The 15,784-nt window shown below is 63.9% G+C and carries 18 protein-coding genes; 9 read left to right on the forward strand and 9 right to left on the reverse strand.

The features are described from left to right. Nucleotides 1-63 precede the first annotated feature (63 nt). From JRN21_05725 to JRN21_05745, 5 genes are read left to right on the forward strand one after another with little or no spacing between them, the layout of a single operon-like run. Nucleotides 64-1,512, forward strand: coding sequence for a type II/IV secretion system ATPase subunit (locus JRN21_05725; GenBank protein ID MDG6988810.1), 1,449 nt, complete (start codon nt 64-66; stop codon nt 1,510-1,512). Beyond that, on the forward strand, nt 1,509-2,207 hold the full coding sequence (locus tag JRN21_05730; GenBank protein ID MDG6988811.1) for a hypothetical protein: 699 nt from the start codon (nt 1,509-1,511) through the stop codon (nt 2,205-2,207). Before JRN21_05725 ends, JRN21_05730 begins: the two co-directional genes overlap by 4 nt. After that, on the forward strand, nt 2,204-2,824 hold the full coding sequence (locus JRN21_05735; protein ID MDG6988812.1) for a hypothetical protein: 621 nt from the start codon (nt 2,204-2,206) through the stop codon (nt 2,822-2,824). The genes JRN21_05730 and JRN21_05735 overlap by 4 nt, the downstream gene beginning before the upstream one ends. Nucleotides 2,825-2,856: 32 nt before the next feature. Beyond that, nucleotides 2,857-3,066: a hypothetical protein gene (locus tag JRN21_05740; protein MDG6988813.1), complete on the forward strand. Its 210-nt coding sequence runs from the start codon at nt 2,857-2,859 to the stop codon at nt 3,064-3,066. Nucleotides 3,067-3,073: 7 nt separating this feature from the next. After that, nucleotides 3,074-4,792, forward strand: a complete 1,719-nt coding sequence (locus JRN21_05745; GenBank protein ID MDG6988814.1) for an ATP-binding protein — start codon at nt 3,074-3,076, stop codon at nt 4,790-4,792. Between the two features lie 176 nt (nt 4,793-4,968). On the opposite strand, the gene JRN21_05750 is transcribed toward JRN21_05745, so the two are convergent. The 7 genes from JRN21_05750 to JRN21_05780 form a co-directional block, all read right to left on the reverse strand. Further along, the gene (locus tag JRN21_05750; protein MDG6988815.1) at nt 4,969-5,967 is read right to left on the reverse strand and encodes a methyltransferase domain-containing protein; all 999 of its coding nucleotides are present in this window, start codon (nt 5,965-5,967) and stop codon (nt 4,969-4,971) included. A 216-nt stretch (nt 5,968-6,183) separates the two neighbouring features. Further along, nucleotides 6,184-6,573, reverse strand: coding sequence for a PIN domain-containing protein (locus tag JRN21_05755; GenBank protein ID MDG6988816.1), 390 nt, complete (start codon nt 6,571-6,573; stop codon nt 6,184-6,186). Further along, nucleotides 6,570-6,800, reverse strand: coding sequence for an AbrB/MazE/SpoVT family DNA-binding domain-containing protein (locus JRN21_05760; GenBank protein MDG6988817.1), 231 nt, complete (start codon nt 6,798-6,800; stop codon nt 6,570-6,572). Before JRN21_05760 ends, JRN21_05755 begins: the two co-directional genes overlap by 4 nt. A gap of 259 nt (nt 6,801-7,059) precedes the next feature. Next, complete coding sequence (locus tag JRN21_05765; GenBank protein MDG6988818.1) at nt 7,060-7,647, reverse strand: AAA family ATPase; 588 nt, start codon at nt 7,645-7,647, stop codon at nt 7,060-7,062. Further along, nucleotides 7,625-8,182 (reverse strand): peptide-methionine (S)-S-oxide reductase MsrA, encoded by a 558-nt coding sequence (gene msrA, locus JRN21_05770; GenBank protein MDG6988819.1) that lies wholly within the window; start codon nt 8,180-8,182, stop codon nt 7,625-7,627. The genes JRN21_05765 and msrA overlap by 23 nt, the downstream gene beginning before the upstream one ends. A 25-nt stretch (nt 8,183-8,207) precedes the next feature. After that, nucleotides 8,208-9,179, reverse strand: a complete 972-nt coding sequence (locus tag JRN21_05775; GenBank protein ID MDG6988820.1) for a hypothetical protein — start codon at nt 9,177-9,179, stop codon at nt 8,208-8,210. Then, a complete protein-coding gene (locus JRN21_05780; protein MDG6988821.1) occupies nt 9,176-9,877 on the reverse strand; it encodes a hypothetical protein in 702 nt (233 codons plus the stop codon). Before JRN21_05780 ends, JRN21_05775 begins: the two co-directional genes overlap by 4 nt. 445 nt (nt 9,878-10,322) lie before the next feature. Between JRN21_05780 and JRN21_05785 the strand changes: the two genes are divergently transcribed. From JRN21_05785 to JRN21_05800, 4 genes are all read left to right on the forward strand, one after another. Then, nucleotides 10,323-10,562: a hypothetical protein gene (locus tag JRN21_05785; protein ID MDG6988822.1), complete on the forward strand. Its 240-nt coding sequence runs from the start codon at nt 10,323-10,325 to the stop codon at nt 10,560-10,562. A 1-nt stretch (nt 10,563) separates the two neighbouring features. Beyond that, on the forward strand, nt 10,564-11,481 hold the full coding sequence (locus JRN21_05790; protein ID MDG6988823.1) for an ABC transporter ATP-binding protein: 918 nt from the start codon (nt 10,564-10,566) through the stop codon (nt 11,479-11,481). A gap of 6 nt (nt 11,482-11,487) precedes the next feature. Further along, a complete protein-coding gene (locus JRN21_05795; GenBank protein ID MDG6988824.1) occupies nt 11,488-12,225 on the forward strand; it encodes an ABC transporter permease subunit in 738 nt (245 codons plus the stop codon). A 249-nt stretch (nt 12,226-12,474) separates the two neighbouring features. Beyond that, on the forward strand, nt 12,475-15,105 hold the full coding sequence (locus tag JRN21_05800; GenBank protein MDG6988825.1) for a helix-turn-helix domain-containing protein: 2,631 nt from the start codon (nt 12,475-12,477) through the stop codon (nt 15,103-15,105). A 10-nt stretch (nt 15,106-15,115) separates the two neighbouring features. On the opposite strand, the gene JRN21_05805 is transcribed toward JRN21_05800, so the two are convergent. Beyond that, nucleotides 15,116-15,598 (reverse strand): hypothetical protein, encoded by a 483-nt coding sequence (locus JRN21_05805; GenBank protein ID MDG6988826.1) that lies wholly within the window; start codon nt 15,596-15,598, stop codon nt 15,116-15,118. Between the two features lie 3 nt (nt 15,599-15,601). Beyond that, complete coding sequence (locus JRN21_05810; GenBank protein ID MDG6988827.1) at nt 15,602-15,781, reverse strand: hypothetical protein; 180 nt, start codon at nt 15,779-15,781, stop codon at nt 15,602-15,604. Nucleotides 15,782-15,784: the final 3 nt, after the last annotated feature.

The following is a 15,784-nucleotide window of genomic DNA, read 5'->3' on the forward strand; positions in this document are numbered from 1 at the left end:
GGCGCCCGCAGAATATAACGCCCCACCCTGCCCCTTTTATCGACTCGCCGCTTCTGAGAGGGAGTGCCGTTGGGGTTCCGCCTGGCCGGGGAGTTCCTGAAGGCGGTCCGCAGGAGGGACCGCGAGCCGGACCCGGCGCCGCTCCTGGTGGAGCTGCTCGCCGCCCCCGAAGGGCCGGGGTGGCGCTCGGAGCATTTCCCCTTCTGCTACAGGGTGGCTTCGGAAGGCCCAGCCCCCTACTATGAAGTCGCCTGCGCGCTCCCCCAGCCGGTGATCGGTTCGATGAGGAAGGTCGTAAGGGACGCCTCCGAAGAGCTGGACCCGGAGGAGGTCGTCCCGCTGACCTTCGCCCGGCTCGTGGAGGTCATGACCCGGCTGACGGCTGAAGGGCTCGCCTCGTCCGGCGTCATGCAGAGGATCAGGGAGCTCTCCGAGCTTGCGGCCTTCGAAGCGCTCGGGCTCTCCAGGGTGCTGGCTCTGGCCAAGGACCCGCAGGTGACGGAGTTCTTCGTCGACTCGGAGGACTCCCCCATTTACCTGGACCACGTGTCAGCGGGGAGGTGCGAAACATCGATCGTCTTCACGCGGACAGAGACGGATGCGATCAAGACCCACCTGGACACTTTCAGCGGATACACCCTGGACTACCAGACCCCCTCCCTGAAGAACGACCTGACCGTCGGCGGGGCGGTCCTCAGGGTCTCCCTGGACCTGGACCCCGTCGCAGTGAACAGGTTCGCCCTCGACGTCAGGCGGCTGAACGTGTCGACCCTCACGATGCCGCGGCTCGTCAAGATGGGAGTCATCTCCGAGGAAGCGGCAGGTTTCCTGGTCGGATGGCTCGAAGCCGGAGGGAACGTCACAATCGTGGGGGAGACAGGGACGGGAAAGACGACCCTCCTGAACGCGCTCGACGCGAAGGTCGGGCGGAGGCTCCGGCGCCTCTACATCGAAGACGCGGTGGAGACTCGGGACATGCTGGCCGAGGGGTACCACCAGATGAAAGTCAAGGTCGACCCTTTCGAGCGCGGGGCCGGGGCTGGGAGGACAAAGGAGTCCGAGATAGTCAAGGCCCTCCACAGGTCCCCCGACATCGTCATACTGAGCGAGATCCAGTCGGAAGAGCACAGCAGGGCGTTCTTCCAGGCGCTGGCGTCAGGGGCAAGAGGGATCCAGACGTTCCACGCTTCCACCGTGGAACAGGCGGTCAGGAGGTGGGTCAACCTGCACCACATCGCGGAACAGAGCCTCCTCGACCTCGGCGTCCTGGTGCAGATGGCTAGACCAGACAGGCTCAGGCAGGAGAGGTACGTCAAGCGCGTCTGCGCCGTCGCGCCCGAGGGCGAGACGCCCAGGATCGTGGAGGTGTTCGCCAGAGACCGAGAGGACAGGCTGAGGCGCATGGCCGGACCTTCCTGGCCGGTCCTCCCTCAGGGGGTCGAAGGGGAGGCGCTCCGGGAGCGCGTCGAGGCAGCGCTCCGGGACATCGGGTCCGAACCAAGGATGCCATGAGGTTCGCGTCTCTCGAGCACTACGGCCTCTCCGCCTGGAGGGTGGCAGCGTGCGGGGTCGCCCTGGCCTCGGCGGCCTGGCTCGCAACGGGGTTCGCGGTGGGAAGCGTCCTCGGAGGGGCGAAGTCCCCGCTCCTCTACGCCGTCGCCGCGCTCGTGTTCTACGCTGTCGTGTCGGCTCCCAGGAGGATGATGGACAGAGAGAGGGCGAGCCAGGCGAGGGAGGCGGTCCCGCTCTCCTGCGCGATAGGGGCGCTCCTCGAGGTCACGCGGTCGAGCGCCAAGACCCTCGTCATGCTGACCCCCGGGGAAGAGACGATCGCCGCGCACGTCAGGGGTGCGGCGAGGGCGACCCTGCTCGGAGAGGACGTGGGGGCGTCGGTGGAACGCGCGGCGAGAGCCCTCGCCGCCTACTCCGCGGCAGGCGCCCTCAGGATGATCGGGGGGAACCGTGCGGGGTCGGCGAACCAGGACGATGAAGAGGTCAGGGGGCTGGAGCTCTCCTCGGAGCTAGGGAAGGAGACCAAGCTCCCTATGCTCATGACGGCGTGCTTTTTCTCCCCGATACTGCTCGTCCTCTATGCCGTCTTCGCTCACCTTTACAGCTGGGGGAGCCTGGCCGAGCTCACCGCGCTGGAGTTCGTCGTCCTCGACGTGGCGTTCTATTTCACTGCCATAGGCGGAGACGGAAGGTGAAGTCCGACCTCCCGGCGCTCCTGGCCCTCCGGAGGGTGCTCCAGTCCGCGGCCGACGGCGAGGGGATCGCGAGGTCCGTCGTCGAGGAGATGCGCGACCTCTCCCCGGCAGGAGCCTTGGCCGCCAGGAAGGTGCTGCTGGGGAACCCCCCGCCCGTCGCCCTCGGTCCGCTGCGAGACGAGTCTGGGGAAGAGGTGGCGACGCTCGCGTCGCTCATAGCCTCCGCCGCCAGGAGCAGCGTCCCAGCGGTAGGGAAGAGCGGAGGCGCCTTGGCGGCGACCCTTGAGCGCTGGGTGAAAGCGCGAGAGAGCAGGGTGCTCGAGCAGAAGGTGATGAGGTTCCGGAGCCTCATGACGTCGGCGATCCTCGGAGCCGTGACCGGCTTGCTGGCGGCCCTGGGCCCCGTGGTAGGGAGCATCCAGTTCTCAGCCCCTCCGATAGGCCACGGGGGGCTGGTCTATGGCGCGGCTGCCATGACCGCCGTGAGCTCCGGGATGCTGGGGGCGTACATGTCAGGGAGGGGATTCTACGTGAACGTCGCCCTTTCCCTCTGCGCCTTCGCCCTGGTGAACTCCCTCGCATCCCCCCTGGGGAGCCTGTCCCCTCTCGGGGCGTAGCGCGTTAAATAGCGTCGGCCGCCTGTGGGGTCATGGGGATCGTCCGTAGGCTCAGGGTGAGCAGGAGAGGGGCCCAGCTGATTGAAGAGGCTCTCCTGCTTTCCGTCGCCCTCGTGGTCCTTTCCCTCCTGGTCGGAGGGATAGAGTCCATCCTGAAACAGAGCGCCGCGTACAGCTCCAGCGTCTGGAACTCCATAACGAGCTCCTTCAACGGCATCTTCGGGTCGCTCTTCCACTGGTGAGGAAGCGTTGGGACAGGCGAGCGAGCTTGCGGCGCAGATTGCGTGGAAGCTGAAGCCCCAGTCGGCCCTGGGGATCGACGACCTGCGGATGGGAGACGGGAAGTACGTCCTGTCGTCCGACGGCTCGAAGGCGAGGGGAATCGCCTTCTTCAGGGTCGGGGTCCCGGACGTGGCGGACGAGCGCCGGATGGACTACTCGGCAGCGCTCAAGACCGCCCTGCAGCAGCAGAGGATGAAGGGTCTCTTCGAAGGGCTGCGCCGGGCAGGGCTACCTTTCGCGTACGTCATGCTGATGAGCGAAGCGGAGCCGGACGGAGCGGCTGCTCCACTGCTCGAGTTCGACCTTGTGGTCGGGACCTGGGTCGACTGCAAGAAGAAGGAGGACCCCGGGGCCGTCCTGGAGCAGCGCGCGAGCATACTCTCAGCCGCAGTGAGCGTCGCGCTCCCGAACGCCAGGGTCGAACGGCTCGTGAGGAAGGAGCTCGCGGGGTTCATGAGGTCCATGCTCCTCCCCGGAGGGAGGCCGGCGCTGCAGAAGGCGTCTGCGGCCGCCGCCGGGGCCCTCTGCACGTTCGAGGAGATGTCTCCCCTCTCCGGGAGCCTCGACAGCGCTCCCGACTTCTACGTCCCCAACGCGTCGGAGTCAGGCGCGGACGGCATCGTCCTAGGGGCCGTGAGGTCTGGAGGGCGCGAATACCACGACTTCAGGCTCCAGCTGGACGACCTTCGGAGGCACGTGAGCGTCCTCGGGATGACGGGCTCGGGGAAGTCGACCACGGCCGCCGCCATAGTGAAGCAGGCCGTCGAGGAGGGGCTCCCCGTCATGGTCCTGGACTGGCACGACGAATACGGAAAGCTGGTCGCGGACGCAGGCGGGAAGGTCGTGGCGCCTGGCACGGACGATTTCTCGATCAACCCCCTCGAGGTGGGGCCGGGGGCGGACCCGGCGGAGCACGTAGCCATGGTGTCCGACATTTTTTCCGACATCTACCACTTCAGCCACCCCCAGGCCTACATGTTCCGCAACGCGCTCCAGAAGCGGCTTGGCGAGACTTCGGCGGACGAGGTCCCTACGATCTCGGCGCTGGTCAAGACCATCGAGGCCTATCCGCTCAGGTCGGCTTACGACAACGAGACGAAGGTGGCGTTGCTCAGGAGGCTCGTCCCCCTCACCCAAGGGCAGTCGGGGAAGGCGCTCGGAGGCTCGGGCCCTCTGAAGCTCGAGGAGCTCCTGAGCACAGCCGTCTGCGTCGAGCTCGGGCACATGAGGGACATCCAGTCCAGGGCCGTCTTCTCTGACGTGATGCTGAAGATGGTCTACGAGGAGAAGGTGAAGCGGAAAGGGAGCCTGGACCACCTCACCGTGGTCGAAGAGGCGAGGAACATAGCGCCCGCGAGGCGGGCGGAGGACCCTCCTTCGGTCGGGGAGAGGATGGTCTCGGAGCTGCGGAAGTTCGGGGAGGCGATGATGTTCGTCGCGCAGTTCCCCAGCCACGTGGCAGCCGAGGTCGTGAAGAACTCCGGGACGAAGGTCGTGCACAGGCTGGCATGGCCCGACGACGTGTCGCTGATCGGAGACTCGCTCGGGCTGAACCAGAAGCAGCGGGAGCATCTTACGCGGCTAAAGGCAGGGGAGGCGGTCGTGGGCCTCGCACGGATCCAGAGCGCCATCCTGGTCCAGGTCAGGCCTGACTTCCAGGCCCCTGAAAACGGGGAGTTCCCCTGACCCGGCTTGGTTCGCGTCGGCAGCGCAAGGCAGGGCGGAAGGCGCTCGGAGCTTAGCACGCTGGGGCTGACTTGCCCTGTCCCCGGCGCCGACCTTCGCCGACACGGAGCTCAAACGTCCGTGACGCAGTTGCGGACTTGTGTCCAGCCCGAGCGCTTTGGGGAGGCGGAAGTACCTCAGGTCGCGTGCTTCCTGCGGAAACCCTCCCCCACCCCGCGGCGCACCCTCGGTAGGGACCCGCCCTTCCTTCCGGAGACTACTATCGACAATCCCGCATCCCAGTCGCAAGCGGCGTGCCGCCGAAGCCATTGGTCTCGCGAGTGGGTCAGCCTTATCAGCTCGCTGTATTCCTCTGGAGACAGATGTGCCGCGCCGATTCTCAGCTGGCGTTCCGATAGCGCGCTCTCGATGATCCGTCGTTCCGTACGAGTCGTCCGATAATCGTCAGGTGAGCGTCCATACCCCCAAGCGTTGAAACGGATCTGGCTGAGACGAAGATGATGCAGTAGGCCCATGAAAGACGAGGCGGGCCACCGCGGACTTCCGATTCCTGAGGGTGGGCCAGACAGGCGCAATCGCTCCGCCTTTTGAGTGAGCTGGTGAAACCTTCTAGAACCTGTGAAGCTGTCGGAAACCTCGAGCGAGTCGACCCCCGTAAACCCCATTCCCCATGGGCCGCTCACCGCCTCGCCCAAGCTCACCGTCCCTCCGGGACGGCAGACGCGGATCATCTCACGGACTGCCTTTTCTGGGTCCGTGAGCACGCCGACGCTCGTGTAACTTACAACCGCATCGAATGCTTCCTTCTCAAATGGAAGGTTATAGGCGTCCCCCACCCGAAACGAGACGTTGGAGATTTGTGCCCTTATCGCCTTCCGCGCTGCATGGCGGATGAACGCATTCTCCAGGTCAATGCCGGTGACGTGCCCCGGGGCCAATCCCTCGGAGAAGTATAACGCCATCGTCCCAGGCCCGCAACCAACTTCAAGGACTTCCATTCCTCGAGTCAGCCCAAAGTAGTCGAGGAGGACAGGAAGTAGCTCCGGACGAAAGCGCATGGCCCGAGACTGTTCCAAGTCCCTGATGGTTTGGATCTCGGTCCAACGACGAGGAGAGTTGTCCATCTCCCAATCGACCACAGCCTGCCTGTTATTTGGACGTATCAGCCCAAGCAAGGCTTCATCACCCTGCTAGCTGCGGCGGTTCTGTTGATCTAGCACCGTGACGGGCCTAGACATAGTGAGTTGCAAGCGCCCGACTCGGGGTGAGTCCCTTGGGTTCTTGAAGAAGACAACTGATAGGACAGGACGGACAGGACAAGGTCTGATTTGGTACCTGAAAGACAGGGAGGAAAGGTAGGCGCGCCTTTTTCGCTGCGGGGCGTCGGTGGGCTACCTAATCCACTTCAAAGTGACGCCGTCGATTCCCCGAAAATGTGGATCGTCTGTATAACAGGGAACATTGAGGATTCTGGCCGTGGAGGCCATTAGGCTGTCGGCAAAAGGGACGCCGTGTTTGTGCTTGATAAGAGCAGCCTGAGTCGCTACTTCTTTGTCGACGTCGACGAGCCTGAAATCCCTTGCTAGGGAATTTGCCCTAAGTTCGGCTACATCCCTGCCCTCCTTCTCCAAGGTCAGCTTGTATATCTCCGAAAGGGCCGCGGTTGAAAGGTAGTTGGGCTTCGAGCGCAGGAGAGCCCTCCTCACTTTCTCCCTTGTATCGGCCTCGTCGGCGTAGAAGAGCTCTATCAGGAATCTCGTATCGTAGGAGCTGCCTTTCACTCTTCCTCGGCTCTCATTTGGTCCAGCAGCCTCTTCATCTCCTCGACGGAAGCCCGCTTGGATCCTGAGCCTATCAACTCAAGCGTGCCCGTCGCCTTCCGGAACAATATCCCCTTCCCGGTATCTTCGACCTGCAACCTCGTCCCCTCGTAGATTCCATACTTCTCTCTCAGCTTCACCGGCACGGTCGTCTGGCCCTTGCGCGTTACCACCACTTCTTCGGTCATACTAGGTTCGAGTAGTATATGGTTGTAGTACTACTTAAGCCTCCCCGTTCCAACTTTCGTAGATTTCGAGGTTCGAATCGTGGGATAAGTCATCCCTGACTACGTCGTCGAAACCGAACCCATCCCGAGCCAATTCGCCACGGGCACGGACGGGAGTCGGACCCTTGTCTGGCAGGTGGTCCAGATATCAGCGCCATTTTCGTGACCGAAATGGCACAACCAGCCTGCCGATGCTGGCGCAGGCCAGGCGGGAGGACGTTCAGGACGGCGAAAGCAGCGCCCTGAGCTTCGGTCCGGAGTCGTAGTTCAGGGTCCAGTCGACCCTCGTTCCGCGCGGCGTGCCCCCGAAGGCCTCCACGACGGCCTCTGCGGCCTCTGACGGGGCTGCGTGGGTGGTGTCCACCTCCGACGTCTTCTTCGCCCCGAAAGCGGCGAAAGCCTCGGAAGACACGAGCCCGATGAGCTCAGCTTCCAGGTTGTCCGACAGCTTGGGCGCGGGATATCCCCTCCGGGTCAGCCTCTGTTTCAGCACCCCAGGCTCGCACCTGAGGACCACGACGGACACGACCGACCGCGCGTCGACCGCGTGAGGGAGCAGGTGGCCGTAGATCACCGCTGGGAGTTCTATCCCCCCTGAGACCCTCGCTCGAAGCGCTTCCGTGTCGACTGACAGGTCGTCACCGCTGCCTGCCGCGAGGTCGTATGAGCGGGCGAGGTCGTTCAAACCGTGGACAGGGAGCCCTAGCTTCTTCGCCACGAGCGGAGCGACTGATTTCTTGCCTGTCCCGGGGGTCCCAGTTATCCCGAAGACCCCGCCGGCGGCGCTAGACAGCCTGGGCCTGGGCAGCCTTCAGCTTCGCCTTCCAGTGGGACCTGAACTTCGCCAGCTTCGGGGCTATCACAGCCTGGCAGTACGGCTTGGAGGGGTTCCGCCTGAAGTACTCCCTGTGGTAGTCTTCAGCCGGGTAGAAGGCCGCGAGGGGGGCCACTTCGGTGATCACGGGGTTCCTGAAGACTCCCTCCCTGGTGAGCTCGGCGATAGTCTCGTCGGCTTCCTTCTTCTGCCTGGCGTCAGAGTAGAAGATGACGGACCTGTACTGCGTCCCTACGTCGGCCCCCTGCCTGTTGAGGGTGGTGGGGTCGTGGGTAGAGAAGAAGACCTCGAGGAGCTCGCGGTAGGAAATGGCAGAGGGGTCGAAGGTGATCTGCGCCACTTCTGCGTGGCCGGTGACGTCGGTGCAGACCTCGTCATAGGTCGGGTTGGGGACGGTCCCTCCCGCATAGCCTGGGAGCACTCTGATGACCCCCTGGAGCTCTGAGAACACCGCTTCGGAGCACCAGAAGCAACCGCTCCCGAAGGTGGCCGTCTCAGTGCCAGGCAATGTAGTTTGAGTGGTCTCGCCTGCATTAAAGCTTGCAGGTAGCGCCGCCGGCTATCCTCAGGGCGCCGCCGTTGAGGTCGATCACGGCCGCCCTCATCCCGTCCCAAACCGGAACCGGCCAGGGGAGTTTCGCATGCAACCTCGGCCCCTCGGCGGCGGTGATCCTCGCGGGCGCCATCTCTCCAGGGAGCTGGAGGTGGAGGTCCCGCGGCGCCACCTCCGACTTGTAGAAGGAGGACTTCGCGAACTCCAGGGTGACCTCGTCTGCGAGGGTGAGAGACCCGTCGTCGAGCCAGTGGCATCTGTCCAGGTCTTTGGGCTCGACCCCCCTCAGGGAGAGCCCCACCCTTATCCCCCTGCCGGCGGAGTCGAAGTCGACGTCGTTCACCTGGATCCCCTTGACGTCGGCCCTCAGCCCGGCCGGCCCCGGCACAAGACGGAGCTGATCGTGGATCGAAACCTCCCCTGAAAGGACGAACCCCAGGGCCACGGTCCCGACCCCCTTTACGGTGAACGCCCTGTCCATGTAGATGAGGGTCCCCGACCGAGGGAAGTCCCTCCTCGCGGATGCCCGGCCTAGGTCTATGGCCGCAGAGGAGGTCTGGCGCTCCTCGACGTCGAACCCCGCTACGGCAGTGCCCCGCAGAGCGGACCTAGCCGCCTCGGGGGTGGAAGAGCCGTCGAAGAGCTCCAGGGTCCCTCTGAGACCGAAGGCCGCGACCAGGAGGGCGAGCTCCCCGTCTGGGGCCGTCAGCCTCCCGGACTTCGGGTAGAGGTAGAGGGCGTGGTCCACCATCGAGGCTATGCGCGAGTAGCCCTGGACCTTTTCGGGGAAGTCGGTAGCATCGAGCAGAGAGTAGCGCCTTCCGCCTTCCGTGCGCGTGTAGACGGCCATCCCCTCTGCTTCGCTCTTCTTCGCCACAGCCGCGGCGAAGGCGGACTTGGTCTCCGCGTCCGACCCGAAGATTCCGACCGCGACCCCTTCCATCTGGATCACTTGTGCGCCTCGGGGGCAGCAGTTGGTGCCTCTGCACCGGGAGCGATGGGAGGGGTGGGCCGGTTAGCGAACTGGTGCACCGCGACCGCGAAAACGGCGAACAGGGGGATGAGGAGGAGGTCGTTGACCGCGACCAGAGCCTCCGCGAACCAGAAAGCGGAGAACGTGAGGAGCAGGCCCGAGACCACCACCTTCATGTTCGCCTGTTTGATCTTCCTGACCTGGGACCTGAGGACGAAGGTGGCCACCGCAACCACGGCTACGCCGGCTACGAACCCGACGGTCGCGGACCCGAAGTTCTCTGGTATGAGGCCCACCAGCACGATGGACGCTTCGAACGCCTCCACCGCCCCCACTGAGAAGCCGGTGTACATCAGCCCCTTCTCGAAGGCCTCGGTCGGGAACCCGGTCGTCCTGCTCCTGACGACAGAACGCCTGGCGGACCTTGCGAGTCTCTGCCCGAAGTAAAGCAGCAGGACGGCCCCGACCAGCCTGACGAAGAGGAGGGGGAGGTACGAGACCAAGTCCCCCACCAGGAAGGTGGGGAGGAACACCACCGCGGTCCCGGCGGCCACGTAGAGGAAGGCGGCATACCTTCCAGACTCCGCGAAGAGGGCAAGCCCCACCGCGGCGGCTTCTGCGAGCTCGAGCATGGTGATTCCCAGGGCGGCCAGGAGGATGCCAGGGTCGATGCTCAAGCTAGCACTCCGCTGGCGGGAGGGTTCCCTTTCTCGGCGACAGAAAGGGTAGAGAGTCCCGACGTCCGGTGGCCGGCGCTTCCAGCCGGTTCGAGGGCTTCTCCTTCCGGAGCCGCGAGCCTCGTACCCCAGGATACCGGATGCGCCCTGGCGAAGCCTGCGGGACCGCGCCCGTGATTTTCAACAGTCTCCCTGAAGCAGGCCTCTAGTTATCCATTCCCCGCTCCGCCAGATTCTAGGGTACTTTCGGACGCCCTCCGAAGAGACGGGACGCCGCAGGGAGGGTCACTTCGGCTCGACCATTCAGCAGCCATCGGAGTCCGTGCGCCAGGTTCGGACGGCGCGGCAGCCTGCTGTCCCGAAGTTCAGACGAAGGAGGCTGAGAGCATGTTTATCACACCCCTGCAGGAAGTTGGAGAAGAGCTGAGCGCACGAATTGGCGGTGTTGACCGTTGACAAAGCAATCTTGATCATTTCCGTCACCGCCATCATAATCGTCCTGGCATACATCTTCCGCTTCGGAGCGCTGTTCCGACCAAAACAGACCGGCGCAGGAACAGATTCAACCCCGGAGGCCGGCAGGGCAAGCACCCTTCTGACCCGGCCTGGCGCCCGCCTCGTTATAGGAGCAGGAAGAGCTGTTTCGGATGCCGACACGACGGTCCGGCTAAAGAACGGGATGTAGCTTGATCGACACCGATGGCCTAACGAAGAAGTTCGGCGACAGCACCGCCGTCGACTCGGTTACCCTGCACGTAGACGAAGGGGAGGTGTTCGGGTTCCTGGGTCCTAACGGCGCGGGCAAGACCACCACTGTCAGGATGCTGACGTGCCTCGTTTCCAAGAGCTCCGGCAGCGCCACCGTGGGGGGTTACGAGATCGCGAAAACCGCGGACCAGCCGAAGATAAGGAAGATGGTGGGCCTCCTCACGGAGAACGTAGGCCTGTACGAAGAGTTGAGCGCCTACGACAACCTGGACTTCTACGGCCGGTACTACAAGATCGGGGAACAGCAGAGGAAGGAGAGGATCAGGTATCTCCTGGAGATGCTGGGGCTCTGGGACAAGAGAGGCGCCGCAGCAGGGACGTTCTCGAAGGGGATGAAACAAAAGCTGGCGATCGCGAGGGCCCTCGTCCACGACCCTGAAATCCTGTTCTTGGACGAGCCGACGGCCAGCCTGGATCCGGAGGCCGCGAAGACCGTCAGAGACTTCGTCCTTGAGCTGAAGAAGGAAAAGAGGACGATCTTCCTGAACACCCACCTCCTGGACGAAGCGGAAAGGATCTGCGACCGGGTCGCCATCCTCAAGACGAGACTGGTGGCCACCGGGAGCCCGCAGGAGCTCAGGCGCTCGCTTACAGGCAGGAAGGTGAAGGTCCAGCTTCAACGCGTCGATGACGCGATGGTTTCCGCTGTGAGCAGTATGGGGTACGAGGTCGGAGAGGTGACAGACGACAGCTTCGTGGTCGGCCTGAATGAACCAGAGACGGAGAACCCTGAGATAATTAGGTCGGTCCAGAGCGCCGGAGGAAAGGTGGTCTTCGTCACAGAGGTGGGGTCCAGTCTGGAGGACGTCTACCTCAAGCTGGTGAAGGGAGAGTAGACGCTCGTGGACTTGCAGAACGCCTGGAATGTAGCCCTGAAGGATTTCAAGACATACTCGAGAAAGCCTTCTGTCATCTATGCGACGGTCGCCCTCCCCCTGATAGTCGGAGTCGGCTTTCCGCTCATCATCAACTACTCGCTCCACCGGACCGTCAAGGGACTGAGCGCAGCAGCCGCCCCCGGGCTCATGAACTCGTTTTCCATCTGGTTCCTGGTCGGGGCGGCGATCATCCCGACCGCTCTCGCTTCCTACAGCCTCGTAGGAGAAAAGGTGCAGAAGAGCCTCGAGCCGATGCTCGCCACCCCCATGACAGACGGGGACATCCTGCTCGGCAAGACACTGTCTTCTTTCCTCCTCCCTGTCGCGGCGCTCTACGCCGGCTCCATATCCTACATGGCGCTCATGGACTATTTCACCCACGGCGTGCTGGGGCGTTACTATTACCCTAACTGGGACATCGGAGCGATACTCCTCGCGGCGCCTTTCGCCGCCCTGCTCAGCGTGGAGGCGAACGTCGTCATCTCCTCCAGGATGACCGACGTGCGGAGCGCGCAGCAGTCCGGAGCGCTCATCATGCTGCCCTTCGTAGGGCTCTACCTCGTGTCAGAACTCGGATTCTTCACGCTGAGTGACACCAACCTGGTCATCCTGGCCGGAGTCCTCGCGGCCGTCAGCGTCGCCATGTTCTTCGTGGCAAAGGCGACATTCCAGAGGGAAGAGATACTCACCAGATGGAGATGAAGGAAGCAGGCGCCGCGTCTGACACATGGCAGACGGCAGCCCCTGCGAGCCGCACGGTGAGGCACCCGGCCCACCCGACGCGGCTGCCCCTTTGTAAAGAAGGATTCAGGCACAGTCTTTAAGGCGAGCAACCCATCGAAGCGGTGCCGGTTAGAGACGTGGAGCGACCTCGGCGTAAGGGGGTGAAGTGAGCTTACGGGTTACCTGGAGGGGGCGCGAGGAGACGAGGAGGGGGAAGGCGCGAGGACGGTGAGCTCTAAGAGCGCAGCTTCCGCGAGAGGACGCGCGGAACCCCTCAGGAAGAGGGACACCCCGGTCGAAGCCCAGGCACCTAACGCGCAAAGGGCATTCAGGCTCCTCTCCAACCCGGCCAACGCACTCATCCTTTCGGCCCTGATGGGGGCGGAGTCTTACCCCCGCCAAATCGCTCAGAAACTGGGAATGCGGGAGTCCCACGTGTCGGAGCGCCTCAGAGCCCTCGAGGAGCTGGGCTTCGTGAAGAGCCGTTGGACAAGGGCGAGAAGCCCTCAGAAGAACGTCAAGACGTACTCTGCGACCGTACGTTCGCTCAGGATAGGCCTCGATGCTGGCGGGGTGAGGCTGGAGGCGGCCGGAGAAGGGGCGGGAGGGACGATCGAGCTTGAACAGCCGATGTACAGCGTGACAGTCCCAAGGTTCTCTACGTTCGTCGGACGTGAGAGGGAGCTCCGCGCCCTGAAGGACAAAGCGGCCGGGCTGACCGTGGTGACCGGGATAGCAGGCATCGGAAAGACAGCCCTCGTGTCGAAGTACGCCCAGGACTGGACCTCCGCGGGGCGCGGCTTACGCGGCGTCTTCTGGCACGACCTGCGGGAGTCGGACAGCCTCAGGTACGTGCTGGCCAAGCTTGGGAGGTTCATGGATGGGAAGGGGACAGGGCGGCTTTCACGTCTCATCCAGTCCGGAGCATCAGAAGAAGGCACCCTGATAGACGCCGCCGCGCGCGAACTCCGCAAAGGGCGGTCCCTAATCGTGTTCGACGACTACCACTTCTGCAGGGACAGCGGCGTGACGCGCCTAATCCGGCGGCTCGCCGACTCGGCCGTGACTAGGACCGTTGTCGTGTCGAGGGCGCGGCCCACCGAGCTATACGTCGGGAGCGGCATCGTGCATGAGCTCCGCCTGAGCGGCCACAGCGAAGCAGATGCCAGGAAGCTCTTCGAGGAGAACGGGGTACACCTGGAGAGCAGCGAGGTCGCGCGCATCAACGCGGCGCTCAAGGGGCACTCCCTCGCCCTGACCCTCGCCTGCAGCTCCGTAGGAGCCATGGGGAGGGACAAGGCGATTGAAGCGGCCCTATCCACGGTGCGGGACCACGTATTGTTCTGGATAGAGAACGTTTTGGAGGAGCAGGAGCTTGGAACCTTGGAGAGCCTTTCAGTGCTGAGGGGGCCCTTCCCACTGGAAGCGGCCCGGGCGGTAGGGCCGAGCGGGTCGAGGGACGAGGTGCTGCTGCACAGGATGGCCGCCCTCGAAAGGGCAGGGGTGGTGACGAGGACGGGGAACAGCTTCGCCGTCCACGACCTCGTAAGGCAGGTGGCGGGCCAGCTCCTGGGTTCGTCTGCCGCTGCGCACGCGAGGGCAGCCGCGTACTACGAGGCCGAGGGTGAGAGGCGTTCGTCGCTCGAAGCCATCTACCACTACGTCAAAGCAGGGCAGACAGAAGCGGTCGTAGGCAAGTACCTCGGCAATGACGAATTCACAAAGATAGTTGACGAGGGATACGCGGAGCCCCTGCTGCGACTTTGCGAGGAGCTTCTCACCAGCACCGCGCAGTCGCACGAAGGGGAAGGCAGGGTCACGGGATGGCTCAAGATCGTCAGGGCATACCTGCTCTGGAGGACCCAGGCGTCGTACTCGCTCGCTCTGAGGAGCGCCAGGAGCGCCGGGGCCATCGGCAAGCAGTGCGGAGACCAGGTCCTTGTAGCCGCGTCATTCCTGAACGAGGCGCACGTGCTGTCGTCCCTTGGGAACAACCGGGGCGCGGAACGGGCGTGCAGGAGCGGCCTCAGGGTTCCCGGCATCGAGACAGAAGATCCGGCCGGGGCCGCTTACCTGAAGGAGACGATGGCAGACCTGATGGCGACCGAAGGGAAGTTCGAGGAGGCGATACGCTTCGGCTCGTCTGCGGTTAGCTTTTTCCAGAGGATAGGGGACCAGAGGAACCTCGCAGGCTCCATGGGGGGCCTGGCCGTCTACCACTACATGAAGGGGGACATCGGAGGGGCCGTCTCGTTGCTGACGAGGGCTCGCGCGGAAGTGCCGCCAGGGAACAAGGTGATGGCCGAGTTCGTAGAAGAAGCGAGCGGGCTCGTGATGGAAAGGGCGGGAAAGAAGATGGAAGCGCTCCTCCACCTCAACCGGGGGATACGTCTCGCGAAGGAGTCAGGGAACCGGCACGCCTTGCTCGAAGTGCAATCTGAACGGATTTTGCTGAGGTGCAAACTCGGCGACCTCGCCAGGGCGAGAAAAGAGATGGGAGAGGCCCTGGAGCTGAGGCGGTCGACAGAGCGAAGGTACTCCCTTGGGGTTCTGGAGCTTGCAGGCGCCGGCATCGCTCTGGCGGAGGGGAATGACGACGAGTGCAGGGCCCACCTCAGGAAGGCAGGCATGCTGCTTTCCGACGATGCCGTGTCGAGGGGGAGGGTCGCGTGGTGGAGAGGCGTTGCCGACGCGAAGGAAGGGCACCAGTCTTCCTCCAGGAGACGCCTCACCGGGGCGGAGAAGCTGTTCGAAGGCGTGGGCGCAGACGGCTACGCCAGGCAGGTGGCCTTGGTGAGAGCCAAAGTGAACGGGTCGCCCCCGAGAAGTGCCAGCGAGGCGCTGGCGCTCGTCTGGTGACGCCGGCCCGCTAGTGGAACCCCGCGGACACCATCGCGGCGAGGGTCAGCAGCATCAGCACGAGCTCGACCGTGGACGCCAGGCCGAGAGACCTCTGAGCGCTCGCGAGGCCGTCCCTGGGGGCGCCGTTCTGAACCAGCGCCGTGAGCCGCCTGCCCGCAGGCACGAGGGCCACGAGCGCGAAGAGATAGGTCGACAGGCCGAGGACTCCCCCCGCCGCCACGGCCAGACTCCACCAATCAAGGACGAACGGTCCATCCCAGGACATCGCCACGTACAGAGCAGCGCCGGAGGCAAGTAGCATAGGCACCACCGTGTTGAGGAACCTCTCCATCTTCGGGAAAAACCGAGTCACGAACTCTGAGCTGGACTGGGGAGAGAGGGCGGAGACGACCGGGCCCAGGACAGCGAAGAAAAGGACGGCGGAGCCTATCCAGATGGCGGCGAACAATATGTGGAACCATGCGATGAAGGCTATGAGGAGGGAGTCCAACAGTCACCCTTTCCGCCTACGGCCGGACCCCTCTGGCACCAAGCCGAGAGATTCGACGAAGCGCCTGACAGCGTCGTCAACCACCTCGTCCCTGCCTGCGTAGCCGAGCCTCCCAGCTATCTCGTCGAGGGTGCTGACATATGTGTGGCGTATCTTTACCTTGACGAACTGGTCTGCCTTCAAATC

The sequence above is a fragment of the Nitrososphaerota archaeon genome, from assembly GCA_029785825.1.
Classification (GTDB): Archaea; Thermoproteota; Nitrososphaeria; order Nitrososphaerales; family Gagatemarchaeaceae; genus UBA183.

Bases quoted from the DNA above. Each gene is read 5' to 3' on its own strand.
- JRN21_05730 (MDG6988811.1), top strand. From the start codon at position 1,509: ATGAGGTTCGCGTCTCTCGAGCACTACGGCCTCTCCGCCTGGAGGGTG.
- JRN21_05760 (MDG6988817.1), bottom strand. From the start codon at position 6,800: ATGACCGAAGAAGTGGTGGTAACGCGCAAGGGCCAGACGACCGTGCCG.
- JRN21_05740 (MDG6988813.1), top strand. From the start codon at position 2,857: ATGGGGATCGTCCGTAGGCTCAGGGTGAGCAGGAGAGGGGCCCAGCTG.